The 23,920-nt window shown below is 72.6% G+C and carries 21 protein-coding genes and 1 tRNA gene; 11 read left to right on the top strand and 11 right to left on the bottom strand.

Annotated features, from left to right (window positions below; translation table 11 throughout):
* Positions 1-1,107 (bottom strand): homocysteine S-methyltransferase family protein (locus AB0927_RS23535; protein ID WP_366669648.1); only part of this gene is annotated, 1,107 nt, incomplete at its 3' end.
* A 313-nt stretch (positions 1,108-1,420) separates the two neighbouring features.
* Here AB0927_RS23535 and AB0927_RS23530 point away from each other — a divergent pair.
* The 5 genes from AB0927_RS23530 to AB0927_RS23510 all read left to right on the top strand — a co-directional run bounded on the left by AB0927_RS23530 (position 1,421) and on the right by AB0927_RS23510 (position 7,776).
* Entirely contained in the window at positions 1,421-2,185 is a 765-nt protein-coding gene (locus AB0927_RS23530) for an IclR family transcriptional regulator (RefSeq protein WP_366669647.1), read from the top strand.
* A gap of 353 nt (positions 2,186-2,538) precedes the next feature.
* Entirely contained in the window at positions 2,539-3,330 is a 792-nt protein-coding gene (locus AB0927_RS23525) for an MIP/aquaporin family protein (protein WP_366669646.1), read from the top strand.
* Between the two features lie 75 nt (positions 3,331-3,405).
* The gene (gene glpK, locus AB0927_RS23520) at positions 3,406-4,944 is read left to right on the top strand and encodes a glycerol kinase GlpK (protein WP_366669645.1); all 1,539 of its coding nucleotides are present in this window, start codon (positions 3,406-3,408) and stop codon (positions 4,942-4,944) included.
* 48 nt (positions 4,945-4,992) lie between these two features.
* A complete protein-coding gene (locus AB0927_RS23515; RefSeq protein WP_366669644.1) occupies positions 4,993-6,609 on the top strand; it encodes a glycerol-3-phosphate dehydrogenase/oxidase in 1,617 nt (538 codons plus the stop codon).
* A 231-nt stretch (positions 6,610-6,840) separates the two neighbouring features.
* Positions 6,841-7,776, top strand: coding sequence for a PAC2 family protein (locus tag AB0927_RS23510; protein ID WP_366669643.1), 936 nt, complete (start codon positions 6,841-6,843; stop codon positions 7,774-7,776).
* A 91-nt stretch (positions 7,777-7,867) separates the two neighbouring features.
* Here AB0927_RS23510 and mshC read toward each other — a convergent pair whose 3' ends face one another.
* The 4 genes from mshC to AB0927_RS23490 all read right to left on the bottom strand — a co-directional run bounded on the left by mshC (position 7,868) and on the right by AB0927_RS23490 (position 11,367).
* Entirely contained in the window at positions 7,868-9,097 is a 1,230-nt protein-coding gene (gene mshC, locus AB0927_RS23505; RefSeq protein ID WP_366669642.1) for a cysteine--1-D-myo-inosityl 2-amino-2-deoxy-alpha-D-glucopyranoside ligase, read from the bottom strand.
* A 104-nt stretch (positions 9,098-9,201) separates the two neighbouring features.
* Positions 9,202-10,029, bottom strand: a complete 828-nt coding sequence (locus AB0927_RS23500; RefSeq protein ID WP_366669641.1) for an SCO1664 family protein — start codon at positions 10,027-10,029, stop codon at positions 9,202-9,204.
* Complete coding sequence (locus tag AB0927_RS23495) at positions 9,993-10,583, bottom strand: DUF3090 domain-containing protein (protein WP_366669640.1); 591 nt, start codon at positions 10,581-10,583, stop codon at positions 9,993-9,995. The genes AB0927_RS23500 and AB0927_RS23495 overlap by 37 nt, the downstream gene beginning before the upstream one ends.
* Positions 10,584-10,680: 97 nt before the next feature.
* Positions 10,681-11,367 carry a histidine phosphatase family protein gene (locus tag AB0927_RS23490; RefSeq protein WP_366669639.1) on the bottom strand — a complete coding sequence of 229 codons (687 nt, stop codon included), beginning with the start codon at positions 11,365-11,367 and terminating at the stop codon, positions 10,681-10,683.
* Between the two features lie 62 nt (positions 11,368-11,429).
* Here AB0927_RS23490 and AB0927_RS23485 point away from each other — a divergent pair, with 62 nt between their 5' ends.
* Positions 11,430-12,431, top strand: coding sequence for a magnesium and cobalt transport protein CorA (locus AB0927_RS23485; protein WP_366669638.1), 1,002 nt, complete (start codon positions 11,430-11,432; stop codon positions 12,429-12,431).
* Between the two features lie 37 nt (positions 12,432-12,468).
* On the opposite strand, the gene AB0927_RS23480 is transcribed toward AB0927_RS23485, so the two are convergent.
* The gene (locus tag AB0927_RS23480; RefSeq protein ID WP_366669655.1) at positions 12,469-13,257 is read right to left on the bottom strand and encodes a ferritin-like domain-containing protein; all 789 of its coding nucleotides are present in this window, start codon (positions 13,255-13,257) and stop codon (positions 12,469-12,471) included.
* 241 nt (positions 13,258-13,498) lie between these two features.
* Complete coding sequence (locus AB0927_RS23475) at positions 13,499-14,554, bottom strand: LLM class F420-dependent oxidoreductase (RefSeq protein ID WP_366669637.1); 1,056 nt, start codon at positions 14,552-14,554, stop codon at positions 13,499-13,501.
* Positions 14,555-14,693: 139 nt separating this feature from the next.
* Between AB0927_RS23475 and AB0927_RS23470 the strand changes: the two genes are divergently transcribed.
* Together AB0927_RS23470 and AB0927_RS23465 are read left to right on the top strand one after the other, a co-directional pair.
* Positions 14,694-15,677 carry an aldo/keto reductase gene (locus tag AB0927_RS23470; RefSeq protein WP_366669636.1) on the top strand — a complete coding sequence of 328 codons (984 nt, stop codon included), beginning with the start codon at positions 14,694-14,696 and terminating at the stop codon, positions 15,675-15,677.
* Entirely contained in the window at positions 15,674-17,953 is a 2,280-nt protein-coding gene (locus AB0927_RS23465) for a helix-hairpin-helix domain-containing protein (protein ID WP_366669635.1), read from the top strand. Before AB0927_RS23470 ends, AB0927_RS23465 begins: the two co-directional genes overlap by 4 nt.
* Positions 17,954-18,015: 62 nt before the next feature.
* Here AB0927_RS23465 and AB0927_RS23460 read toward each other — a convergent pair whose 3' ends face one another.
* Entirely contained in the window at positions 18,016-18,780 is a 765-nt protein-coding gene (locus AB0927_RS23460; RefSeq protein WP_366669634.1) for a hypothetical protein, read from the bottom strand.
* Positions 18,781-18,827: 47 nt separating this feature from the next.
* Between AB0927_RS23460 and AB0927_RS23455 the strand changes: the two genes are divergently transcribed.
* Positions 18,828-19,016, top strand: coding sequence for a DUF5703 family protein (locus AB0927_RS23455; protein WP_366669633.1), 189 nt, complete (start codon positions 18,828-18,830; stop codon positions 19,014-19,016).
* A gap of 109 nt (positions 19,017-19,125) precedes the next feature.
* On the opposite strand, the gene AB0927_RS23450 is transcribed toward AB0927_RS23455, so the two are convergent.
* From AB0927_RS23450 to AB0927_RS23440, 3 genes are all read right to left on the bottom strand, one after another.
* Positions 19,126-19,908: a chaplin gene (locus AB0927_RS23450; protein ID WP_366669632.1), complete on the bottom strand. Its 783-nt coding sequence runs from the start codon at positions 19,906-19,908 to the stop codon at positions 19,126-19,128.
* A 142-nt stretch (positions 19,909-20,050) separates the two neighbouring features.
* Positions 20,051-20,284 (bottom strand): chaplin, encoded by a 234-nt coding sequence (locus AB0927_RS23445; RefSeq protein WP_366669631.1) that lies wholly within the window; start codon positions 20,282-20,284, stop codon positions 20,051-20,053.
* Between the two features lie 192 nt (positions 20,285-20,476).
* Positions 20,477-21,802: a M20/M25/M40 family metallo-hydrolase gene (locus AB0927_RS23440; RefSeq protein ID WP_366669629.1), complete on the bottom strand. Its 1,326-nt coding sequence runs from the start codon at positions 21,800-21,802 to the stop codon at positions 20,477-20,479.
* A 213-nt stretch (positions 21,803-22,015) separates the two neighbouring features.
* Here AB0927_RS23440 and AB0927_RS23435 point away from each other — a divergent pair.
* Positions 22,016-22,103, top strand: a tRNA-Leu gene (locus tag AB0927_RS23435).
* A gap of 68 nt (positions 22,104-22,171) precedes the next feature.
* Positions 22,172-23,896 (top strand): DNA polymerase/3'-5' exonuclease PolX, encoded by a 1,725-nt coding sequence (polX, locus tag AB0927_RS23430; RefSeq protein WP_366669628.1) that lies wholly within the window; start codon positions 22,172-22,174, stop codon positions 23,894-23,896.
* Positions 23,897-23,920: the final 24 nt, after the last annotated feature.

The following is a 23,920-nucleotide window of genomic DNA, read 5'->3' as shown; positions in this document are numbered from 1 at the left end:
CATGGCCTCACGGAACTTCTTCGACCCGTTCGCGTTCGTCCGCTCACCGATCGCCAGATAGGAGGTGTCCTGCCGGAACGGCACCGACTGGTACAAGGACGCGGCCCCCGGCTCGGGACGCGGATCCCGCGCCGGCGGCGTCAGCCCCCGCACCCGCTCCACCACCTGCCGCAGATGCTCCGGCGTCGTCCCGCAACAGCCGCCCACCAGCGACAGGCCGTACTCCCGCACGAACGTCTCCTGCGCGTCGGCGAGCGCGGGGGCGGTCAGCGGGTAGTGGGCGCCGTCCTTGCCGAGGACGGGCAGGCCCGCGTTGGGCATGCAGGACAGCGGGACGCGGGCGTTGCGGGCGAGGTAGCGCAGGTGTTCGCTCATCTCGGCCGGGCCGGTGGCGCAGTTCAGGCCGATCATGTCGATGCCCAGCGGTTCCAGCGCGGTCAGGGCCGCGCCGATCTCGGAGCCGAGGAGCATGGTTCCGGTGGTCTCGACGGTGACCGAGACGATCAGCGGGAGGTCCAGGCCGAGGGCGTTCAGGGCGCTGCGCGCGCCGAGTACGGCGGCCTTGGTCTGGAGGAGGTCCTGGGTGGTCTCCACGAGGAGGGCGTCCGCGCCTCCGGTGACCAGTCCCTCGGCGCTCGCCTGGTAGGCGTCGCGCAGGACGGGGTAGGGGGCGTGGCCGAGGGTGGGCAGCTTGGTGCCGGGGCCCATGGAGCCGAGCACCCAGCGGGCGCGGCCGTCGCGGGCGGTGAACGCGTCGGCGCTCTCGCGGGCGACGCGGGCGCCGGCCTCGGACAGCTCGTGGACGCGGTCGGCGATCTCGTACTCGCCGAGGGCGGAGTGGTTGGCCCCGAAGGTGTTGGTCGACACGCAGTCGACGCCCACCTCGAAGTACTCCTCGTGCACGGAGCGGACTATGTCCGGGCGGGTGAGGTTGAGGATCTCGTTGCAGCCTTCGAGCTGCTGGAAGTCGTCCAGGGAGGGTTCCTGGGCCTGGAGCATGGTGCCCATGGCTCCGTCGGCGACCACCACACGGGTGGCGAGCGCCTCTCGGAGCGCGGACGCACGGGTCCGGCTGTCGACGATAGGGGACGTTGGCAACGAGGCCATGGTGGGGCTCCCTGAAGGTGCGACGGCTGTCGGCTATGCGGTGCCCCCTCGACGGGCGGGGGGCCGCACGGCGTCAGACTAACCGGGTGTGGGCTTGGATGGGGACACGCGTCCACGAGGCGGACGCGGACGGCCCCGGCGCCACAGACGGGCCACACGTGATGTAACAGGTATCGACCGACCATTAGCGGGAGGTCGACATGGACCGGTAGTGTTCGACATTGCCGAACGGTGGTAGCGAAGCGCAGGAAGTCGGCGGCGCTTCGCCCACAGATGCGTTTCGGCGGTCGAAGGGGACGGAGGCAGGACGGCGATGGCACGGAACATCCAGTCGCTCGAACGCGCGGCCGCGATGCTGCGGCTGCTCGCGGGCGGCGAGCGACGGCTCGGCCTGTCGGACATCGCCTCGTCGCTCGGCCTCGCCAAGGGGACCGCGCACGGGATCCTGCGCACCCTCCAGCACGAGGGGTTCGTGGAGCAGGACGACGCCTCGGGCCGCTACCAGCTCGGCGCGGAGCTGCTGCGCCTCGGCACCACCTATCTGGACGTCCACGAGCTGCGGGCACGCGCCCTGGTGTGGACGGACGACCTGGCCCGTTCCAGCGGCGAGAGCGTGCACCTGGGGGTGCTGCACCAGCACGGCGTGCTGATCGTGCACCACGTCTTCCGGCCCGACGACAGCCGGCAGGTGCTGGAGATCGGGGCCATGCAGCCCCTGCACAGCACGGCGCTGGGCAAGGTGCTGTCGGCGTACGACCCGGTGGCGCACAGCGAGGCGCTGGAGGCGGAGCGCAAGGCCTTCACGGACCGCACGGTGTGCGGCCCGCAGGAGTTCGAGCACGTCCTCGACCTCACGCGGGCACGGGGCTACGCGGCCGACGTGGAGGAGACGTGGGAGGGAGTGGCGTCGATCGCCGCGCCCGTCCACGACCGGCGCCGGATGCCCGTGGGTGCGGTCGGCATCACGGGCGCGGTGGAGCGGGTGTGCCGGGACGGCGAGCTGCGGCCCGAGCTGATCGCGGCGGTGCGCGACTGCGCCCGCGCGGTCTCCAGGGACCTGGGCGCCGGGCGATTCTGAGGGTCCCTGAGGGATCACGCCCTGTTGTGGGTATGACCGGGACGCCGGGCGGCGTTCCGGCTCTCGGCCTACCCTGAAACGGACAAATCGGAGCTAAAACTGCATAGCGCGACGAAGAGCGATAGCCGGCGACGATCAATAACGATCCGATTTTCGATAAGAGAACTCTTGACGCACCCGTAACAGCGAAGCAAGACTCCCGTCCATCGGTCGGCATTGTCGAACACCTACCGGCAATACGCGTTAGAGTGTGGCAACGCCAAGGGCCGGCATCGCTCTCACCCCGAGGGCACCAGAACCCCCGGTGGGACCGGGGTTCGCTTACCCCTGGACGAAGGACAAAGGAGTCGCGGGTGTCCAGCTCCGACATCTTCATCGGCGAGACCCTCGGTACCGCCATACTCATCCTGCTCGGCGGTGGCGTCTGCGCCGCCGTCACCCTGAAGGCCTCCAAGGCACGCAACGCCGGCTGGGTCGCCATCGCCTTCGGGTGGGGCTTCGCCGTCATGACGGCGGTGTACATCTCCGCGCCGCTCTCCGGCGCCCATCTGAACCCGGCCGTCACCGTCGCCCTGGCCATCAAGGACAGCGACTGGAGCGACGTCCCGTACTACCTCGGCGGCCAGCTGCTCGGCGCCATGATCGGTGCGGTCCTGGTGTGGCTCGCCTACTACGGGCAGTTCCACGCGCACCTGACCGACAAGGAGATCGTCGGCGGCCCGGGTGCCCAGGCCACGTCGGCCAAGGCGGTCGAGGCCCAGGAGCGGGGCGCCGGCCCGGTCCTCGGCGTCTTCTCGACCGGCCCGGAGATCCGGAACGTGGTGCAGAACCTCGTCACGGAGATCATCGGCACCATCGTGCTGATCCTCGCGGTCCTCACGCAGGGCCTGAACAACCAGGGCAACGGCCTCGGCGCGCTCGGCGGTCTGATCACCGCGTTCGTGGTGGTCGCCGTGGGCCTGTCCCTCGGCGGCCCGACCGGCTACGCGATCAACCCGGCCCGTGACCTCGGCCCGCGCATCGTGCACGCCCTGCTGCCGCTGCCCAACAAGGGCGGCTCCGACTGGAGCTACGCCTGGATCCCGGTGGTCGGCCCGCTGATCGGCGCCGCCATCGCGGCGGGTATCTACAACGTCGCCTTCTGACGAAACCCCCGCACGGGTTTCGCGCACGCGCCGTACGTTCAGCCCCTCTCACCACGGACCCTTCAGGAGCACACAGTGACCGACGCCCACACCGCAGGCCCCTTCGTCGCGGCGATCGACCAGGGCACCACCTCCTCGCGCTGCATCATCTTCGACCGGGACGGCCGTATCGTCTCCGTCGACCAGAAGGAGCACGAGCAGATCTTCCCGAAGCCGGGCTGGGTCGAGCACGACGCCAACGAGATCTGGACCAACGTCCAGGAGGTCGTCGCCGGAGCCGTCGCCAAGGCCGGCATCACCCGCGACGACATCAAGGCCATCGGCATCACCAACCAGCGCGAGACCACCGTGCTGTGGGACAAGAACACCGGTGAGCCCGTCCACAACGCCATCGTCTGGCAGGACACCCGCACCGACGCCCTGTGCCGGGAGCTGGGCCGCAACGTCGGCCAGGACCGCTTCCGCCGCGAGACCGGCCTGCCGCTCGCGTCCTACTTCGCCGGCCCCAAGGCCCGCTGGCTGCTCGACAACGTCGAGGGCCTCAAGGAGCGCGCCGAGGCCGGGGACATCCTCTTCGGCACCATGGACACCTGGGTCATCTGGAACCTGACCGGCGGTGCCAACGGCGGCAAGCACGTCACCGACGTCACCAACGCCTCCCGCACCATGCTCATGAACCTGCACACGATGCAGTGGGACCGGAAGATCGCCGAGTCGATCGGCGTGCCGCTGGCGATCCTGCCCGAGATCCGCTCCTCCGCCGAGGTCTACGGCGAGGTCACCGGCGGCCGGCTCGGTGAGCTGCTGGGCGGCATCCCGGTCGCGTCCGCGCTCGGCGACCAGCAGGCGGCCCTGTTCGGCCAGACCTGCTTCTCCGAGGGCGAGACCAAGTCGACCTACGGCACCGGCACCTTCATGGTGATGAACACCGGCGACAAGATCATCAACTCCTACGCCGGTCTGCTGACCACCGTCGGCTACAAGATCGGCGAGCAGCCCACGGTCTACGCCCTGGAGGGCTCGATCGCCGTCACCGGTTCGCTGGTGCAGTGGATGCGCGACCAGATGGGCCTGATCTCCACCGCCGCCGAGATCGAGACGCTCGCGCTCTCGGTCGAGGACAACGGCGGCGCCTACTTCGTGCCGGCCTTCTCCGGCCTGTTCGCCCCGCACTGGCGTTCCGACGCCCGCGGTGTCATCGCCGGTCTGACCCGGTACGTGACCAAGGCGCACCTCGCGCGCGCCGTGCTGGAGGCCACCGCCTGGCAGACCCGGGAGATCGCCGACGCCATGGTGAAGGACTCCGGCGACGAGCTGGTGGCCCTGAAGGTCGACGGCGGCATGACCTCCAACAACCTGCTGATGCAGACGCTCGCCGACGTCCTGGACGCACCCGTGGTGCGCCCGATGGTCGCCGAGACCACCTGCCTCGGCGCCGCCTACGCCGCCGGCCTCGCCGTCGGCTTCTGGTCCAGCACCGACGAGCTGCGCGCCAACTGGCGCCGGGCGGCCGAGTGGACCCCCCAGATGGACGCGGAGACCCGCGACCGTGAGTACAAGAACTGGCTCAAGGCCGTCGACCGGACCATGGGCTGGATCGAGGACGAGAGCTGAGCTGCCTCTTTCCGCGCAGACCGCTCTGACGAGGAGTAAGTACCCCACATGACCAGTCAGTCCACCCTGCAGTCCGTGCCCGCCCTGGGAACGCGCCCGGCCTCCGGCTCCCTGCCGAGCCGCGCCGAGACCAGGGAGCAGCTCGCCAAGGCGTCGTACGACCTTCTTGTGATCGGCGGCGGCATCCTGGGCATCTCCACCGCCTGGCACGCCGCGCAGTCCGGGCTCAGGGTGGCCCTGGTCGACGCCGGCGACTTCGCCGGCGCCACGTCCTCCGCCTCCTCCAAGCTGCTCCACGGCGGTCTGCGCTACCTGCAGACCGGCGCGGTGAAGCTGGTGGCGGAGAACCACTTCGAACGCCGTGCGGTCTCCCGCCAGGTGGCCCCCCACCTGGCGAACCCGCTCACCTTCTACCTCCCGGTGTACAAGGGCGGGCCGCACGGCGCGGCCAAGCTCGGCGCGGGCGTCTTCGCCTACTCGGCGCTGTCCGCGTTCGGCGACGGCGTCGGCCACCTGCTCTCCCCCGCCAAGGCGGCGCAGGACGTGCCCGAGCTGCGGACCGAGAACCTCAAGGCCGTGGCCGTGTACGGCGACGACCAGATGAACGACGCGCGCATGGCACTGATGACGGTCCGCGCGGCCGTCGAGGCGGGCGCGGTCGTGCTGAACCACGCCGAGGTCACCGGCCTGCGCTTCACCCGGGGCCGGGTGACGGGCGCGGAGCTGAAGGACCGGCGCTCCGGTGACGAGTTCGGGGTCGACGCCCGGCTGGTGCTGAACGCGACCGGCCCCTGGGTGGACCACCTGCGCAAGCTGGAGGACCCGAACGCGGCGCCGTCCATCCGGCTGTCCAAGGGCGCTCACCTGGTCCTGAAGCGGACCTCGCCGTGGCGGGCCGCGCTGGCCACCCCGATCGACAAGTACCGGATCACCTTCGCCCTCCCCTGGGAGGACATGCTGCTGCTCGGCACCACCGACGAGGAGTACGAGGGCGACCCGGCGGACGTCTCCGTCAACGACAAGGACATAACCCAGATCCTGGACGAGGCCGCGTTCTCCGTCCGGGACCAGCAGCTCGACCGCGATCTGATCACGTACGCGTTCGCCGGTCTGCGGGTGCTGCCGGGCGGCCCCGGCGACACCGCGAAGGCCAAGCGCGAGACGGTGGTGACCGAGGGCAAGGGCGGCATGCTGTCCGTCGCGGGCGGCAAGTGGACCACGTTCCGCCACATCGGCCGTACGGTCATGAAGAAGCTGGAGTCGCTGCCGGGTCACCCGCTGGGCGACGACTTCGAGCCGATCTCCTCGCTGCCGAAGAAGCTTCCGCTGCCCGGTGTCGCCAACCCGCGCGCGGTCGCGCACCGGCTGCTGGTGGACCACCCGGCGCCCGGCCCGCGGATGGCCGCCGACACCGCCAGGCACCTGGCCACCCACTACGGCTCCCTGGCCTTCGACATCGCCCGGCTGGCGAACGAGAACCCGGAGCTGGCCCGGCGGGTGCACCCGGACGCGCCCGAGATCTGGGCGCAGGTCGTGTGGGCCCGCGACCACGAGTGGGCCGAGACGGCGGACGACGTGCTGCGCCGCCGGACCACGCTGACCATCCGCGGCCTGGCCACGGACGAGCTCCGGGCGGAGGTCCAGGGGCTGCTCGACCGGAAGTAGTCCCGGGGACAGTGGAGCGGGGCGGCGCCGTGCGCACGGGCCGCCCCTTCCGCGCGCCCACGGGTTCGACGGATTCCGGGTCCGGGCTATCTCCGGGGCGCGAAGGGTGTTCGAGCGGGGAGCGCGGGGCAGTGATCCGTTCACTGCCCCCTACAAGGGGACTGCGGACGCCCTTGCGGGACGCCGTAAGGTTGGTGAGTCAAGCGAGGGCACGTCGGAAGGAGGCACTGGGTGATCGAGCTGGAGGGGGTTCCCGAGCTGATCGACCCAGTCATGGTGGCCGCGTTCGAGGGCTGGAACGATGCCGGTGACGCCGCCTCCACGGCGGTCGCGCATCTGGAACGCGAGTTCAAGGGCGAGGTGTTCGCGGCGCTGGACGCCGAGGACTACTACGACTTCCAGGTGAACCGGCCCACGGTGTTCATGGAGGGCGGGGTACGCAAGATCACCTGGCCGACGACCCGCCTGTCGGTGGTCCGCGTCGGCGGTGCGAAACCTCGCGACCTGGTGCTGGTGCGGGGCATCGAGCCGTCCATGCGGTGGCGCTCGTTCTGCAACGAGCTGCTGGGCTTCGCGCACGAGTTGGGCGTGGAGCTGGTGGTCGTGCTGGGGGCGCTGCTGGGGGACACCCCGCACACGCGCCCGGTGCCGGTCAGCGGGGTGACCTCGGACACGGATCTGGCGCAGCGGATGGACCTGGAGGAGACGAAGTACGAGGGTCCGACGGGCATCGTCGGGGTTCTCCAGGAGGCGTGCACGCATGCCGGGGTACCGGCGGTGTCGCTGTGGGCGGCGGTGCCGCACTACGTCTCCCAGCCGCCCAACCCGAAGGCCACGCTGGCGCTGCTCAACCGTCTGGAGGATCTGCTGGACCTGCGTATCCCGCAGGGCGAGCTGCCCGAGGACGCGCGGGCCTGGCAGGTGGGCGTGGACCAACTGGCCGCGGAGGACAGCGAGGTCGCCGAGTACGTCCAGACGCTGGAGGAGGCCCGCGACACCGCCGAGCTGCCGGAGGCCTCCGGCGAGGCGATCGCGCGGGAGTTCGAGCGGTATCTGCGGCGCCGGGACGTCAGCCCGCCGGGTGGCAAGGCCCGGCCGTCCAAGCCGGACGCGGCCGGCGGCTCGGCCGAGGACGACGGCGACGAGGGCGAAGGCCCGGAGAACTGAGCGACCGGACAAACGAAAAGGGGCGGCTTCCCGGTGGGGAGCCGCCCCTTTGCGTGTGTCCGGCGGGTCTACAGCCCTGTGACCGGCGGCTCTACAGCGCCACGCCCAGCAGCGCGTCGACCGCCCGCGTGACCAGGCCGGGGGCGCCGGTGTCGGTGCCGCCCTCGGCCTCCTGGCGGGCCGCCCAGCGGTCCACCGCGGCCAGCGCCGTGGGGGCGTCCAGGTCGTTCGACAGGGCCTCGCGGATCTCCTCCACGAGCGCGTCGGCAAAGGGGCCGTCGGGGCGGGAGACCGCGGCGCGCCAGTGGTCGAGGCGGGTCACGGCGTCCTGGAGGACCTGGTCGGTCCACTCCCAGTCGGCGCGGTAGTGGTGGGCGAGCAGGGCGAGGCGGATCGCGGCCGGGTCGATGCCGTCGCGGCGCACCTGGGAGACGAAGACCAGGTTGCCCTTGGACTTGGACATCTTCTCGCCGTGCAGGGCGACCATGCCGGCGTGCACGTACGCCTTGGCCATCGGGAACTCGCCGGTGAGCACCTGGGCGTGCGAGGCGCCCATCTCGTGGTGCGGGAAGGCGAGGTCGGAGCCGCCGCCCTGGACGTCGAAGCCCATCCCGAGGTGGTCGAGGGCGATGGCCACGCACTCGATGTGCCAGCCGGGCCGGCCCCGGCCGAGGGAGGCGCCGTCCCAACTGGGCTCGCCCTCGCGGGCCGCCATCCACAGCATCGGGTCGACCGGGTTCTTCTTGCCCGGGCGGTCCGGGTCGCCGCCGCGCTCGGCGGACAGCAGCCGCATGGCGGCCGCGTCGAGGCGCGAGACCGAGCCGAAGTGCGGGTCGGACTCGACGGAGAAGTAGAGGTCGCCCTCCAGCTCGTAGGCCGCGCCGAGGTCGCGCAGCCGCTCCACCAGCGGGACGATGCCGGGTATCGCCTCGACGGCGCCTATGTAGTGCTGGGGCGGGAGCATCCGCAGGGCGGTCATGTCCTCGCGGAAGAGCGCGGTCTCCTTCTCGGCGAGGGCGACCCAGTCGACGCCGTCGCGCTCCGCGCGCTCCAGGAGGGGGTCGTCGACGTCGGTCACGTTCTGGACGTAGTGGACCTGCCGCTTGGTGTCGAGCCACACGCGCTGGACGAGGTCGAACGCGTTGTAGGTCGCCGCATGACCCATGTGGGTCGCGTCGTACGGGGTGATGCCGCAGACGTAGATGCGGGCGACGGGACCGGGCTGGAGGGTGACCAGACCGCCGGTCGCGGTGTCGTGGATCCTCAGGTCGCGGCCCTGACCAGGCAGGGCGGGGACCTCGGAAGCGGGCCAGGCATGCATGTACATGAGCCTAACCGGCCGCGAGTCGCGCACACGACCGGGATCACGCCAGTTGGCCGGTTGTGTGCTCTTGTATCTTCGGCCGCCCTGTGATCAGGGGACGCTCAGACGGGCGGCCAGGGGATCGCCGGCCAGTCCCCGCCGGGCTCCGGGTGCGTTCCGGAGGCGAGCAGGGCGGCGACGCGGGCCCGGGTGGCGTCGAGTTCCGCGGCGGTGATCAGCGGGGCGAGGCGCTCGCCCAGGTCGCCGTCCAGGGCGTCGCGGAGTCTCTTGAGGACCTCGACGGCCTCGGCGGTGAGGGGTTCGCCGGCCCAGCCCCACAGCAGGGTGCGCAGTTTGTCCTCGGTGTTGAAAGTCACGCCGTGGTCGATGCCGTAGAGCCGGCCGTCGGCGGTGGGCAGCAGGTGGCCGCCCTTGCGGTCGGCGTTGTTGAGCACGGCGTCGAGGACGGCGAGCCGGCGCAGCCGCTCGTCGTCGGCGTGCACGAGCAGCGCGGTGCGGCCCTCGCCGACCTCGGCGAAGCCGATGGCCTTCCAGCCGGGTGCGGGTTCCTCGCCGTCCACCAGGGCGAGGAGTTCGGCCTCGGCGGACACCTCGACCCACAGCTGGCACATGCCCTCGCCGTAGGGGCCGTCGCGCAGCACGGTGGGCGGCACGAGGCCCCAGCCGGTGGCCTCGGAGACCTCGTAGGCGGCGACCTCCCGGGCGGCGAGGGTGCCGTCGGGGAAGTCCCACAGGGGGCGCTCGCCGGCCACGGGCTTGTACACGCAGGTGGCTTCCCGGCCGTCGTGGGCGACGGTGCAGAACAGGGCGGCGTTGGAGGCGTCGCGGATGCGGCCGCGCACGGTCAGTTCACCGCGGGCGAGCAGGTCGGCGGCGCCCGGGTCGGCGGCCGTCACGCCCCGCGGCGGTATCCGTTCTGGCGCGGGCATACGTGTCCTTCCGGATCGAGTGGGAGGCTGCACAGCGGGCACGGCGGCCGCCCGGCGTTGACGACGTCGAGGGCGCGCTTGGCGAAGGCACGGGCCTGCGCGCCGGTCAGCCGGACCCGCAGCATCGGGGGTCCGTTCTCCTCGTCCTGGAGCAGCCGCTCCTCGGCCTCGGCGAGGTCCTCCTCGGTGTCGGCGTCCAGCTCCACCAGGGCCTGCGCCTCCACCACCATGCGCTGTTCCTCGCCGTCCCAGGCCAGGGCCATGGTGCCGACCCGGAACTCCTCCTCGACGGGCGTCTCCAGCGGGGCGGTGTCGGCGACCTCGGCGGGCGCCATGGCCGGGACGGAGGCGCTGCCGCCGCTGCGGCGCACGACCTCGTCCAGGAGTTCGTCCATGCGCTCGGCGAGCGCGGCGACCTGGGTCTTCTCCAGGACCACGCTGGTCACCCGGGGGCCCGCGGTGGCCTGGAGGAAGAACGTACGGCGTCCGGGCAGTCCGACCGTGCCGGCCACGAAGCGGTCCGGCGGATCGTAGAGGAACACCTGACGGGACACGTCCTGTCTCCATTGGGTCGAGAGTTTCGGCGGTGCGGGTGCGGGCCGCTGCGGATACGCGACGGCACGGATCGCTTCACCCTACTGCGGCCGACGATCACGGTGCGCCCGCACCGCCCCCGACCGGTGCGTCGCCGTCGGGGTGCTCCACGCGGGGGGCGAGGGAGGCGAAATCGCCGGTGTCGCCGAGGCGGACGAGGAAGGGGCGCAGGCGCGTGTAGCGGATCGCGGTGACGGAGCACGGCTCCACGGAGATCCGCTGGAAGAGGTCGAGGTGGAGGCCGAGGGCGTCGGCGACCAGCGATTTGATGATGTCACCGTGCGAGCACATGAGGTAGACGGCGTCGGCGCCGTGGTCGCGCTCGATGCGCGCGTTCCACTCGCGTACGGCCTCGGCGGCGCGGGTCTGCATGGCGCGCATGGACTCCCCGCCGGGGAAGGCGGCGGCGGAGGGGTGGGCCTGGACGACCTCCATCAGCGGCTCGTCCGCGAGTTCGGCGAGCTTGCGGCCGGACCAGTCCCCGTAGTGGCACTCCCCGATCCGGTCGTCGGTGTGGGAGCGCAGTCCGGGGCGGGCCGCGAGCAGGGGGGCCATGGTCTCCTGGCAGCGCTGCAGCGGGCTGGTGACGACCTCGGCCAGGGGCAGGGCGGCGAGCCGCTCGGGCAGGGCGGCGGCCTGGGCGGCGCCCCGTTCGTCCAGGGAGACCCCCGGGGTCCAGCCGGCGAGCACGCCGGACGTGTTGGCGGTGGATCGTCCGTGCCTTACGAGGATCAGCGTGGGCATGCGGACCAGGGTAGGCGCATCAGGTGATGCGCCGGTGATCATGTGAAGGGAGAATGCGCTCCGTGATCGTCGACTGTGCCGTCTACCGGCACGGACAGCGGACCGAGGGTCCGGAGGACCTGTCCGACGCGCTCGCCGAGGCGCGGGCGGCGGGCGGGTTCGTATGGATCGGGCTGCACGAGCCGTCCGAACGGGAGTTTGATCTGGTGACCCGGGAGTTCGGGCTGCACCCGCTGGCTGTGGAGGACGCTCTCAAGGCCCATCAGCGGCCCAAACTGGAGGTGTACGAGGACTCGCTGTTCGTGGTGCTGAAGCCGGTCGAGTACGAGCCGGCCAGCGACCGGGTCTCGGCGGGCGAGGTGATGGTCTTCGTCGGCGACAGCTTCGTGGTGACGGTGCGGCACGGCGAGGCCTCCCCGCTCGCGGCGGTGCGGCACCGGCTGGAGGAGGAGCCGGAGATGCTCGGCAAGGGGCCCACCTCGGTGCTGTACGCGATCGCCGACGCCGTCGTGGACCGGTATCTGGAGGTGGCGACCGAGCTCCAGACGGATCTGGAGGAGGTGGAGGCGGAGGTGTTCCGGCCGGAGGTGGGCGGCGCGCGCAACACCGCCTCGCGGATCTACGGCTTCAAGCGGCAGATCGTGGAGTTCCGCCGGGCGACCGGGCCGTTGGCGCTGCCGCTGGGCCGGCTGGCGGGGACGGGTCCGGCCGGCGGCGGGGGCGGGGTGCCGTTCGTCCATGACGACGCGCGGCCGTTCTTCCGGGACGTGGGCGACCATCTCGCGCGGGTGAACGAGTCGGTGGAGGGCCTGGACCGGCTGGTGTCGGACGTGCTGTCGGCGCACCTGGCGCAGACGAGCGTGCGGCAGAACGACGACATGCGGAAGATCTCCGCCTGGGCGGCGATGGCGGCGGTGCCCACGATGATCGCCGGGATCTACGGCATGAACTTCGATCACATGCCCGAGCTGCACTGGTGGTGGTCGTATCCGGCGGTGATCCTGGTGATGGCGCTGCTGGAGCTGGTGTTGTACCGGCTGTTCAAGCGGCGCGAGTGGCTGTGAGGGGCGCCCGCCGGCGCGGACGGCGGGCGCGGACGGCTCAGGCGAATTCGGGGGCGGGGGCGGCGGGGCCGCCGAGGGGGTCGCGGCGGGCGGGCGTGCCGAGGGTGACCATGCGGCGCCAGCCGGCCAGCCGCTCGTAGCCGTACACGGCGTGGATGCCCGCGGTGAGCAGCGCGGATCTAATGCGGGACCAGCCGAGGAGGCGGCCCATGCGGGCCATGACGGCGAGGCTGACGTCGCGGTGGACGCGGATCTCGGCGAGGGCGCAGGCGCGCAGGGTGCGCTGGATGAACCGGCCGTGCCCGGCGGCGGCCAGGCGCAGGAGTTCCTCGTGGGTGTAGGCGAGGTGGTTGTCCTCGTCATGCGCGATCATCCGCACGGCCCTGCCGATCTCCGGGTGGCCGGCGAAGTGCTTCAGGAGCAGGGCCATCTGCTCGGCGGCGCGCTGTTCGGTGACCCGGCTGTGGGCGAGGTAGACGACGATGTCCCGCTCGGTCAGCGGCGTGTCCTGGCGCAGGCGGGCGTGGGCGAGGCCGATGCCGCGGCGTTCGAGGAGCACCGTGTAGTCGGTCTCGGGCGGTACGGGCAGCGGGGTGAAGCCGCGTCTGCGCAGCAGGGCGGTGAAGATCCGGCCGTGCTTGTCCTCGTCGGCGCCGTGCCGGGCGATCTTGGGAGCGAGGGCGCGCTGGGCCGTGGGCACCAGCGCGGCGATACGGCCGTTCTCCCAGCCGCCCTGGGCCTCGCCGCCCGCCGCGACGGAGCAGAAGAGCCGGAAGGACTCGTCGTGGTCGAGGATCTCCCGGAACAGACTCCTGGCCGACAGCATCGCGGTCACCTCTCTCGTCCGTTTCCGGTAAGAGCCTCCCGTAACGGCCTCCGGTGAAGACCTCCGGTAAAGAACGACTCAAATGCGGATGGAAGGGTGCCGCAACACGGGTGCGGTGCGGTGCGGCCGAAAGAAGGAGGCGCGGGGACGTAACCGCTCGCCGCCGGGCGCGTTGTTCCCGGTGACGGCCGTGGCGGGGAAGACCCCGAGCCCCCACCACGGCCGTGGAAGATCTCCCGGCTCAGGCGAGCCCGGCGCGCTCCAGGGCCTCGGTGCCGGCGCGCAGGGAGGCGAGCCGCTCCTCCAGGGTGAAACCGGCGGGGGCGAGGCTCAGGGTGGTGACACCGGCCTCGGCGTAGGCCTTCATCCGGTCGGCGATGCGGTCGACGGAGCCCAGCAGCGTGGTCTTGTCGATGAGCTCCTGCGGGATCGCGGCGGCCGCGCCCTGCTTGTCCCCGGACAGGTACTTCCGCTGGATCTCGGCGGCCTCCTTCTCGTATCCCATGCGCTGCGCGAGCCGGTTGTAGAAGTTCTGCTTGGCGCTGCCCATGCCGCCGACGTACAGCGCGGTGTAGGGGCGGAAGGTGTCGGCGAGCGCGGCCAGGTCCTTGTCGTCGCCGACGGCGAGCGGCAGGGTCGGGCACACGTCGAACCCGTCGAGGGTCCGGCCCGCCTTCTCCCGGCCCGCGCGCAGGTGTGTGAGGGTGGTCTCCTCCAGGTGCTCGGCGGCGGGGAAGATCAGCAGGGCGCCGTCGGCGATCTCGCCGGTCTGCTCCAGGTTCTTCGGGCCGATGGCCGCGATGTACAGCGGGATGTGCTCGCGCTGCGGGTGCACGGTCAGCTTGAGCGGCTTGCCCGGACCGCCCGGCAGCGGCAGCGTCCAGTGCTCGCCCTCGTACGACAGCCGCTCCCGGGTCATCGCCTTGCGGACGATGTCCACGTACTCGCGGGTGCGGGCCAGCGGCTTGTCGAACCTGACGCCGTACCAGCCCTCGGAGACCTGCGGCCCGGAGACGCCGAGGCCGAGCCGGAAGCGGCCGCCGGAGAGGGTGTCCAGGGTGGCCGCGGTCATCGCGGTCATCGCGGGCTGGCGGGCCGGGATCTGGAAGATGGCGGAGCCGACGTCGATGCGCTCGGTCTGCGCGGCGACCCAGCTGAGCACGGTGGCCGCGTCGGAGCCGTACGCCTCGGCGGCCCAGCACACGGCGTAGCCCAGCCGGTCGGCCTCCTGGGCCACGGCCAGATTGTCCCCGTCCATTCCCGCACCCCAGTAGCCGAGGTTGAGTCCGAGCTGCATGGCCGATTCCCCTTACCCGCGAGTAACGTCTCTGTGGCGCAGACCTTAGCGCGGGGGCGCGGGCGGTGCCCCGTGCGGGCCCGTACGAGTTGTCCACAGGCAACCCACCGCACTGGTTCTGGCCAGTAATCTCGCGGACATGGAGCAGAGGCATCTCGGCCGTACCGGCCTGCGTGTGTCCCGGATCGGACTCGGCACCCTCACCTGGGGCCGGGACACCGAAGAGCATGACGCGGCGGACTTGCTGAAGGCGTTCTGGGAGGCCGGCGGCACCCTCGTCGACACCGCGGACGTGTACGGCGGCGGGGAGGCTGAGTACCTGCTCGGCCGGCTGATGGAGCGGCTCGTGCCGCGCCGGGACCTGGTCATCTCCACCAAGGCGGGCAGCGTCCCGGATCCCGAGCGCCGCTTCGACGGCTCCCGCGGCCATCTGCTCGCCGCGCTGGACGCCTCGCTGATGCGCCTGGGCACGGACCACGTGGACCTGTGGCACATCCACGCCTACGACCCCGGGACCCCGTTGGAGGAGACCCTCCAGGCCCTCGACATAGCGGTGGCCAGCGGCCGGGCCCGGTACGCGGGGGTGTCCAACTTCTGCGGCTGGCAGCTCGCCAAGGCGGCCACCTGGCAGCTCGCGGCGCCGGGCACCCGCACCCGGCTGGCCGCCACGCAGATGGAGTACTCGCTGTTGCAGCGGGGCGTGGAGCGCGAGGTGCTGCCCGCCGCGCTGGACCTGGGCGTGGGCCTGCTGCCCTCCTCCCCGCTCGGCCGGGGCGTGCTGACCGGAAAGTACCGGCACGCCACGCCCTCGGACTCGCGCGGCGCCTCCGAGCATCTGGCGCCGTTCGTGGAGCCGTACCTGGACGACACGGCGACGCGCATCGTCGACGCGGTGACCACGGCCGCCGACGGGCTCGCGGTGACCCCGCTCCAGGTGGCCCTCGCCTGGGTCCGCGACCGGCCCGGGGTCACCGCCCCGATCGTCGGCGCCCGCACCGCGCAGCAGCTCACGGCGGCGTTGTCAGTGGAGGCGCTTAGTCTTCCTGACGAGATCTGCCGGGCGCTGGACGATGTGTCGGCGCCCCTGCACCGCTATCCCGATCACGACTGGAGCACGCTGTGAGCACGGAACCGGAGACCACGGAGGAAGCGGGTCCGGGGACGCCGGAGAAACCGGGGGCGGAGACGCCGGGGGCGGAGACGCCGGAGACGGGGGCGCAGGGCGCGCCGAAGCCGCCGGAGGGCGGTGCGGACGCGCCCGAGGTCTCCGAGGCGGAGGCCGAAGGCGTCGACGGTGGCGCGGACGGCGGGGCGGCGGAGCCGGCGTCGGAGGGCGCGGGCAAGCCCGACCTGTCCGAGGCGGCGGCCGAGCTGGCCGCGCAGCGGCTGGAGCGGGAGCGGATCGAGCGCCGGAAGGCGGAGAAGAAGGGGCCCGTCGAGAGCGGCGCCAAGCTCAGCGGGAAGGCGGCCGATCTGCTGGCCGCCGTGCGGGCGGTGGAGGGTGGCCGGAAACCGTCGGCCACGGTGTTCGCCGAGCCTGAGCGGCCCGAGCCCGAGCGGGCACCGGAGCCGAGCCCCACGGCCGCCCCGGCCCGCACGGCGCCGGTGGCGGAGCCGACGCGTCAGGAGCGGCCCGCGCCCGCCCCTGCCCCTGCCCCTGCTCCCGTGGCGGTCGGCGAGGTCCGCCAGGTGTTGGCGGCCGGTGGCGCGCCCGAGGGGCTGGCCCACCAGGCGGCCCTGGCGCTCGGCGAGGGTGCCGGGGAGGCGCTGCGGGAGGATCCCTGGCAGTTGCTGCGCGTTCCCGGGGTGCGGCCCGAGCAGGCGGACGGTTTCGCGCGGGCGCTGCTCGGCGCCGGGTGCGGTCCGGACGACGAGCGGCGGGGGCGGGCGGTGACGGTCTGGCTGCTGGAGCAGGCGGCCCTCGCCGGGCACACCGCCCTGGAGCTGCCCGCGCTCACCGCGGCGCTGGCCCAGCGGGGCGTGCCGGACCCGGACGCGGCGGTGCAGAGCACTCTGGCCGAGGGCGAGGCGTTGGTGTTCCAGGACGCCCTGGAGGAACCGGGCGCGCCGGCCTCGCGGGCGGAGGCCGACGAGGACGACGAGGACGACGAGGAGGAGCGCCCGGTGCGCGTGCTCCTCGCCCTGGAGCGGTACGCCCTGGCCGAGGAGAGCCTCGCCGACGGCCTGGCCCGGCTGATCGCCTCCCCGTCCCAGGACGCCGCAAAGGCCTGGGACTCGGTCGGCGCGGCGGTGACGGGCGGCGCGGCCGAGCTGGCCCGCGCGGTCGCCGGACACGGCCTGGTCCTGCACACCGGTGGCGAAGCCGCCCGCGCCGAACCGGCGGCCCTGCTCACCGCCGCCCGGGACGCGGGCCTGCGCGCCCTCGCCGTCTGCCACACCCCCGACGGCCGCGATCGCCTCGCCGCGCTGCTTCCCGCCCAGGGGGCGGGCGTGGGCACCGTCGCCGGGCTGCTGGCCGGTGCCGAGGGACCCGGCCGGGACGGGGACGGTGCGCTGGAGCTGGATCTGCTGATCGTGCTGGACGCGCCCCAGCTGGACGTGGAGGGCGCGGCGATGCTGGTGGAGTCGCTGCCCGACGGGGCGCGGCTGGTGCTCAGCGGGGATCCGGCGCTGCTGTGGTCGGCCGGTCCGGGGCGGGTCTTCGCCGATCTGCTCGCGGCCCGCGCCTGCCCGCAGATCGCCTCCCGGCTCCCCGACCCCGGTCCGGTCGGCGAGCTGGTCTCCGGGATCGGCATCGGGGAGCTGAACCAGGTCGACGCGCCCGGCAAGGAGGTCGTGATCGTGCCGGTGCGGGACGCGGGCGAGGCCGTGCACCGGACGGTGCAGTTGGTTGCGGACTCGGTGCCGCGGGCGTTCGGTGTCCCGGTCGAGGGGACCGTGGTGATCACGCCGGGCCATGGCGGCGCGGCCGGCACCCGGGCCCTCAACTCCGCCCTGAAGGAACGCCTCAACCCGGGCCCCGGCCGGTTCGGCGGCTTCGACCCCGGCGACCGGATCGTCTACTCCCCCGCCCCGGGCCGGTCACTGCCGGGCACGGTGGTGCGGGCCGACGCGGAGGGGCTGCACCTGTCCTGCGCGGGCGCCGCCGTGGTCGTCCCGAGGGAGCGGGTCGAGGGGTGTGTGCGGCACGGATGGGCGCTGACCGCGCACCAGGCGGTGGGCGGACGCTGGCCCGCCGCGGTCGTGGTGCTGCCCGGCGACGCCGCCCAGGCGCTGAGCAGACCGTGGGTGTACACGGCGTTCGGCCGGGGCGAGCGGCATCTCTCCGTGGTCCACGGCGCGGAAGGGGCCCTGCCGAGGGCGGTCGCGGAGGTCCCGGCCAGGCCCCGCACCACCCGACTGGTGACCCTGCTGCGCGCGCAGTCGCCGGCCGGCTGAGGCCGCGGAGGGGGGTGCGGCGGTGCCGTACGGCTTCGGCCGTGAGGGCACCGCCGCCGAGGTCACCTCCGGGGGCCCCGGACCCCCGCGTCCTCCTCGTCGGGCTCGTCCTCGGCCTCGTCCAGATCCTCGTCGTCCACGTATTCGAGGTCGTCGTCCTCGGCGTCCGCGCCGGCCTCGTGCTGCTCGTCGTCCTCTTCGTCCTCTTCGTCCTCGTCGTCGAACACGGCGCTGACGTCGAAGCGGCACACCACCGCCTGGGCGTCGATGTGCTCGAAGGGGGCCTCCAGCCACTCCCCGGCCTCCGGGGCGTCCTCGGCCGCGGTGACCCAGAGCGTGGAGTCGCCCTCCTCCAGGCCGAACTCGAGGTGCCGGGAAGCGATCTCGTCCGGTTCGAACTCACCGAACAGGAGCCCCAGCGCCCCCGGCACGGTGCCGGCGGCGTCCCGGCCCCGGCCGGCGAGGTCCTCGGGGCCCTCCGCCGCCTCGACCCGCTCGGCCTGGGCCAGCAGCCGCTGGGGCTCGGCCACGGTGTAGTCGCGGCGGATCAGCACGCTGATCGCGTGGGGTTCCTCGGGGCCCGCGTACGGCGGCAGCGTCTCGTCGGCGCCGGGGATCTCGAAGGGAGTGACCTCGTCGTAACGGTCGTAGAGCAGCTCGTCGTACACCTCGGCGGCCGCGGCGAGCTGGTTGAAAGCCTCGAAGACGGCCGGGTCGTCGTCTCCTGACCTGCGTTCGACCGCCGCAAGGTGACGGTCGAGCGCGGTCTTGATCGCCTCGGCGGCGGCACGTACCTCGGCAGCGGTGGGCTGCGCAGCATCAGACATAGTGCAGACGCTATCCGTACCGGGCACCAGCCCGCACAATAGATGCGATGCCGGAATACGAATTTGTCGACGTGTACGTGCCTCGCGGGGTGTCCCGCAAGGAGACCGCACGCCTGCTGACCGACCATGCCGAGTACGGACACTGGGAGTTGGACCGCCTGAGCCTGCTGCACGACGGCAGCCGCAAGGTGCGGCTGCGGCGGCGGATCATCCGCCAGCTCCGGGCCACGTGGTGAGGCGGGAACACTGAGGACGACGAGGACGCGAAGGGAGAGGAGCGGGCCCGCCGGCAGGGCCGGACCCGCTCCTCTCCCGCCGTCCGTCACGGCTTGACCGGCCGCCTGGTCAGGCCCCGGCCCGTGCCCTGCGGTAGAGCACGGCACCCGCGATCAGCGCGCCCGCACCCGCCGGCAGCGCGAGGCCCAGCGGCAGGTCGCTGCCGGTGTGCGCGAGCTGGCCGGTGGCCGGTGACGTCGAGGGGCCGTGCGGCAGGTGCGCCTGCCGGGCGGGCGGGGCCGCCGGGGTCGCCGGGTGGGCCGGCCGGCCCGGCTTGGCCGGCGTCCCCGGCTGAGTCGGCCGGCTCGGGTGGCCGGGGTGGCTCGGGTGGCCGGGATGACCCGGGTGACCCGGCCGGCCCGGCGGGTTGGTGTGGCCGCCGCCCGGCGGACGGCCGTGCGTCCCGCCGCCGTTGGCGCAGTGGTCGCCCGCGGCGGGGTTGCCCACGCCGATGACGTCGACGCTGTTGCCGCACACGTTCACCGGGACGTCGATCGGCACCTGGACGGTGTTGCCCGATCCCACGCCCGGCGAGCCCGAGCTGTGTCCGCCGGCGTGCGCGCCCCCCGGACCGCCCGGCCCGCCGTGGCCCTGACCCTCGTGGCCGCCACCGGAGTTGGCGCAGGCGTTGCCCATCGCCGGGTTGAGAAGCCCGACGACATTGACGGTGTTACCGCAGACGTTGACCGGCACGTGCACCGGCACCTGCACGGTGTTGCCGGACAGGACGCCGGGTGAGCCGGCGGCGGCACCGGACGCGTCCGCGTCCGCGTGTGCCATACCGGTCGCGGCGGCGAGCATCCCGGTCGCCGCCGCCATGGTCATCAGTCCCTTACGGGTTCCTTGTCGCATCGCTGCGTACCCCCCTGCCTTCGCTTGCCTTGGCTGTCTGGAAAAGGCCGGTCGGCCTCGGAGCGCGTGGCGCGTGCTCCGAGGCCGACGGCTGGTAGAAGACGCCCCTCGGGGTGGATAGCCCCTGCGGGGAGCCGGAGTATCAGCTGTTGACGCAGGTGTTGCCGAAGGTGGGGTTCAGGATCCCGATCACGGAGACCGTGTCGCCGCACGCGTTCACCGGGAGGTGCACGGGCACCTCGACGACGTTGCCGGAGACGACGCCCGGGGAGTGCAGGGCGGCACCCTGGGCACCGGAGTCGGCGACGGCCAGGCCCGCTCCCGCGAGAATCAGCCCACCGGTGGCAGCCGCGGCGGCGACGACCTTCTTGATCATTGTTCCTCCTCGTTGGCAATGCGATCCCAAGGTGCGGGGATCGCATCACCTGTAACGAGGACGGAGTAATGGAGCTACGAGCTTATGGTCGGATTCACCCTTCTCAGTCGATCTCGAACGCGCACCCGAAACCCAGGCGGCGCGCCCCGAAGCCCCGGCGGCGCGCCCCGGACGTCCCGGCGACCGCTCGGGTCAGGAGGCGTCGATGAACCGGTCGAGCACCCGCACGCCGAACTGGAGGCCGTCCACCGGCACCCGCTCGTCCACGCCGTGGAACATGCCCGCGAAGTCCAGCTCCGGCGGCAGCTTCAGCGGGGCGAAGCCGAAGCCGCGGATGCCGAGGTCGTCGAAGGACTTGGCGTCGGTGCCGCCGGACAGCATGTACGGGACCGCCTTGGCGATGGGGTCCTCGGCGAGCAGCGCGGACTGCATGGCCTCGACCAGCGCGCCGTCGAAGCTGGTCTCGACGGCCTTGTCGGCGTGCACGTCCTCGCGGCGCACATGCGGCCCGAGCAGCCGGTCGAGGTCGCCGAGGAACTCCTCCTCGTGCCCCGGCAGGAAGCGGCCGTCGATGTGCGCGGTGGCCTCGCCGGGGATGACGTTGACCTTGTAACCGGCGTTGAGCTGGGTCGGGTTGGCGGTGTTGCTCAGGGTCGCGCCGATCAGCTTGGCGATACCGCCGAGCCTGGCGATGGTGGCCTCCATGTCCTCGGGGTCCAGCTCGGTGCCGAGCGCGTCGCCCAGCTCGTCGAGGAAGGCCCGGGTGGTCTTGGTGACCCGCACCGGGAACTTGTGCCGGCCCACCCGGGCGACGGCCTCGGACAGCTCGGTGATGGCGTTGTCACGGTGGATCATGGAGCCGTGCCCGGCGGTGCCGGCCACGGTGAGCTTCATCCAGTGCATGCCCTTCTCGGCCGTCTGGATCAGGTAGAGCCGGCGCTGCTCGTTCACCGTGAAGGAGAAGCCGCCGACCTCGCTGATCGCCTCGGTGACGCCCTCGAACAGCTCGGGGTGGTGGTCGACCAGGTGACGGGCGCCGAAGGTGCCGCCCGCCTCCTCGTCCGCGAGGAAGGCCACGACGATGTCGCGCGGGGGCCGCCGCCCGCTGCGCAGCCGGTCGCGCACGACCGCGAGGGTCATGGCGTCCATGTCCTTCATGTCGACCGCCCCGCGCCCCCACACGCACCCGTCGGCGATCTCGCCGGAGAAGGGGTGGTGGGTCCAGTCGCCGGCGTTGGCCGGTACGACGTCCAGGTGGCCGTGGATCAGCAGGGCGGGCCGGGACGGGTCCTCCCCCTCGATGCGGGCCACGGTGGAGGCGCGGCCGGGGTGGGACTCGTAGATCTTCGGCTCCAGGCCGACCTCCGCCAGTTTCCCGGCGACCCACTCGGCGGCCTGGCGCTCGCCGGGCCCGGAGTGGTCGCCGTAGTTGCTGGTGTCGAACCGGATCAGCTCGCGGCAGAGGTCCACGACCTCGTCCTCACCGGTGACGCCCTGGGCCGTGTCCTTCTCGCTCACGCTGCTTCCTCCCGCTTTCCCGCTGGTGGTCCCCCTCATCCTCTCTCCGGCCCCCGCCCCGGCCCAAGACCGGCCCCGGCCCGTCACACGTCGTTCACGCCGGGCCGCCCCGGGTGCGGCGGGTGATCAGCCACCCCCGAAAGCCTGGTAATGTTTCCTTCGTCGCCGCGAGGGAAACCCCGCCGAGGGAACACCGCGCACGACAGACACCTTGTCCGGGTGGCGGAATGGCAGACGCGCTAGCTTGAGGTGCTAGTGCCCTTTATCGGGCGTGGGGGTTCAAGTCCCCCCTCGGACACCAGAGAAGGCCCCTGCTCAGCAGGGGCCTTTCGCGTGCCCGGGGACGGGCGGGTTCCTAGACTTGGGTGTGTGGCCCGGGTCAACGACGAGGTCGAGGCGATCCTGCGGGAGTACGCCGACCTCCTCGCGATCACCGGAGGCGACGCGTTCAAGGCGCGCGCCTACGAGAAGGCGGCGCGTGCCGTCGGGGGGTATCCGGCCGACATCGCGAAGCTGGACGAGGACGGGCTCCGGGAGATCCCGAACGTGGGACGGTCGATCGCCGAGAAGGTGATCGAGTACCTGCGCACGGGGAGGATGGCGGTCGTCGAGGAGCGGCGGGCCGGGATTCCCGCCGGAGTGCGGCAGTTGATCGCCATCCCGACGCTCGGGCCGAAGAAGGCGCTGCGGCTGTACGAGGACCTGCACATCTCGTCGGTGAGCGAGCTGGCCGCGGCCATCGAGGCGGACCGGCTGGCCGGTCTCAAGGGGTTCGGGGAGAAGACGCAGGACAACCTCCGGCACGGGATCGAGCTGTTGCGGCAGGCGGGGGCCCGGGTGCCGTTGTCGCTCGCGCTGGACACCGCCGAGGAGATCGTCGGCCGGTTGTCCGCGCTGACCGGGTGCGGGCGGTGCGCGTACGCGGGGTCGCTGCGCCGGATGCGGGAGACGGTCGGGGACCTGGACGTGCTGGTGGCGGCGCGGAAGCCGGAGCCGTTCATGGCGGCGCTGTGCGAGCTGCCGGGCACGGCCGAGGTGATCGCGCGGGGGTCGAAGAAGACGTCGGTGCGGACCGGCGAGGGACTCCAGGTGGATCTGCGGGTGCTGCCGCCCCGGTCGTGGGGCGCGGGGCTCCAGTACTTCACCGGGTCGAAGGCGCACAACATCCGCACCCGGACGATCGCCGTGCACCGGGGGCTGAAGCTGTCCGAGTACGGCGTGTTCGACACGGAGAGCGGGGAGTCGGTGGCCTCCCGTACCGAGGAGGAGGTGTACGCGCGGCTGGGCCTGCCGTGGATCCCGCCGACGCTGCGGGAGGACCGCGGGGAGATCGAGGCGGCGCTGCGCGGGGAGCTGCCGGAGGTGGTGACCGAGCGGGACATCCGCGGTGACCTGCACACCCACACGGATCTCACCGACGGCCTCGCCTCGCTCGACGCCATGGTGGAGGCGGCGGCGGCGCGCGGGTACGCGTACTACGCGGTGACCGACCACGCGCCGGGCATGCCCATGCAGCGGATGACGGACGAGAAGGTCCTCGCCCAGCGGGAGCGGCTGCGGGAGCTGGACGGCACGCGCCGCCGGATGCGGCTGCTGCACGGCACGGAGCTGAACATCGGGCCGGACGGCGGCCTGGACTGGCCGGACGGGTTCCTGGCCGGTTTCGATCTGTGCGTGGCCTCGCTGCACTCGCACTTCGACCTCGGGCGGCGGGCGATGACGCGGCGGCTGGTGCGGGCGGTCGAGAACCCGTACGTGAACGTCCTCGGGCATCCCACCACCCGGCTGATCGGCCGCCGGGCGGGCGTGGACGCGGACTGGGACGAGGTGTTCGCGGCCTGCGCGCGCTCGGGGACCGCGCTGGAGGTCAACGCCCAGCCGGACCGGCTGGACCTGGGGGACGAGGACATCCTGCGGGCGCGGGCGCACGGGGTGCGGTTCGCGGTGGACACCGACGCGCACGCGGTGCCGCACCTGGCGCAGCTTCGGTACGGCATCGGCACCGCCCAGCGCGGCTGGCTGACCCCGGACGAGGTGATCAACACCTGGCCGCTGACCCGGCTGCGGCGCTTCCTGCGCAAGGGCGGACGCTGAGCGGCACGAGGAGGGGCAGACGGC

This window comes from Streptomyces sp. NPDC048106, assembly GCF_040706415.1.
Lineage (GTDB): Bacteria > Actinomycetota > Actinomycetes > Streptomycetales > Streptomycetaceae > Streptomyces.
Note: the sequence above shows the minus strand (reverse complement) of the source record. Positions and strands in the feature narration are given on the sequence as shown.

Coding starts and splice junctions, on each gene's coding strand:
- AB0927_RS23500 (WP_366669641.1), bottom strand. CDS start 10,029: ATGCCCGCGCCAGAACGGATACCGCCGCGGGGCGTGACGGCCGCCGAC.
- AB0927_RS23475 (WP_366669637.1), bottom strand. CDS start 14,554: ATGCAGCTCGGACTCAACCTCGGCTACTGGGGTGCGGGAATGGACGGG.
- AB0927_RS23445 (WP_366669631.1), bottom strand. CDS start 20,284: ATGATCAAGAAGGTCGTCGCCGCCGCGGCTGCCACCGGTGGGCTGATT.
- AB0927_RS23480 (WP_366669655.1), bottom strand. CDS start 13,257: ATGCTGTCGGCCAGGAGTCTGTTCCGGGAGATCCTCGACCACGACGAG.
- AB0927_RS23450 (WP_366669632.1), bottom strand. CDS start 19,908: ATGCGACAAGGAACCCGTAAGGGACTGATGACCATGGCGGCGGCGACC.
- AB0927_RS23470 (WP_366669636.1), top strand. CDS start 14,694: ATGGAGCAGAGGCATCTCGGCCGTACCGGCCTGCGTGTGTCCCGGATC.
- mshC (WP_366669642.1), bottom strand. CDS start 9,097: ATGCATGCCTGGCCCGCTTCCGAGGTCCCCGCCCTGCCTGGTCAGGGC.
- AB0927_RS23460 (WP_366669634.1), bottom strand. CDS start 18,780: ATGTCTGATGCTGCGCAGCCCACCGCTGCCGAGGTACGTGCCGCCGCC.
- AB0927_RS23530 (WP_366669647.1), top strand. CDS start 1,421: ATGGCACGGAACATCCAGTCGCTCGAACGCGCGGCCGCGATGCTGCGG.
- AB0927_RS23515 (WP_366669644.1), top strand. CDS start 4,993: ATGACCAGTCAGTCCACCCTGCAGTCCGTGCCCGCCCTGGGAACGCGC.
- AB0927_RS23455 (WP_366669633.1), top strand. CDS start 18,828: ATGCCGGAATACGAATTTGTCGACGTGTACGTGCCTCGCGGGGTGTCC.
- AB0927_RS23490 (WP_366669639.1), bottom strand. CDS start 11,367: ATGCCCACGCTGATCCTCGTAAGGCACGGACGATCCACCGCCAACACG.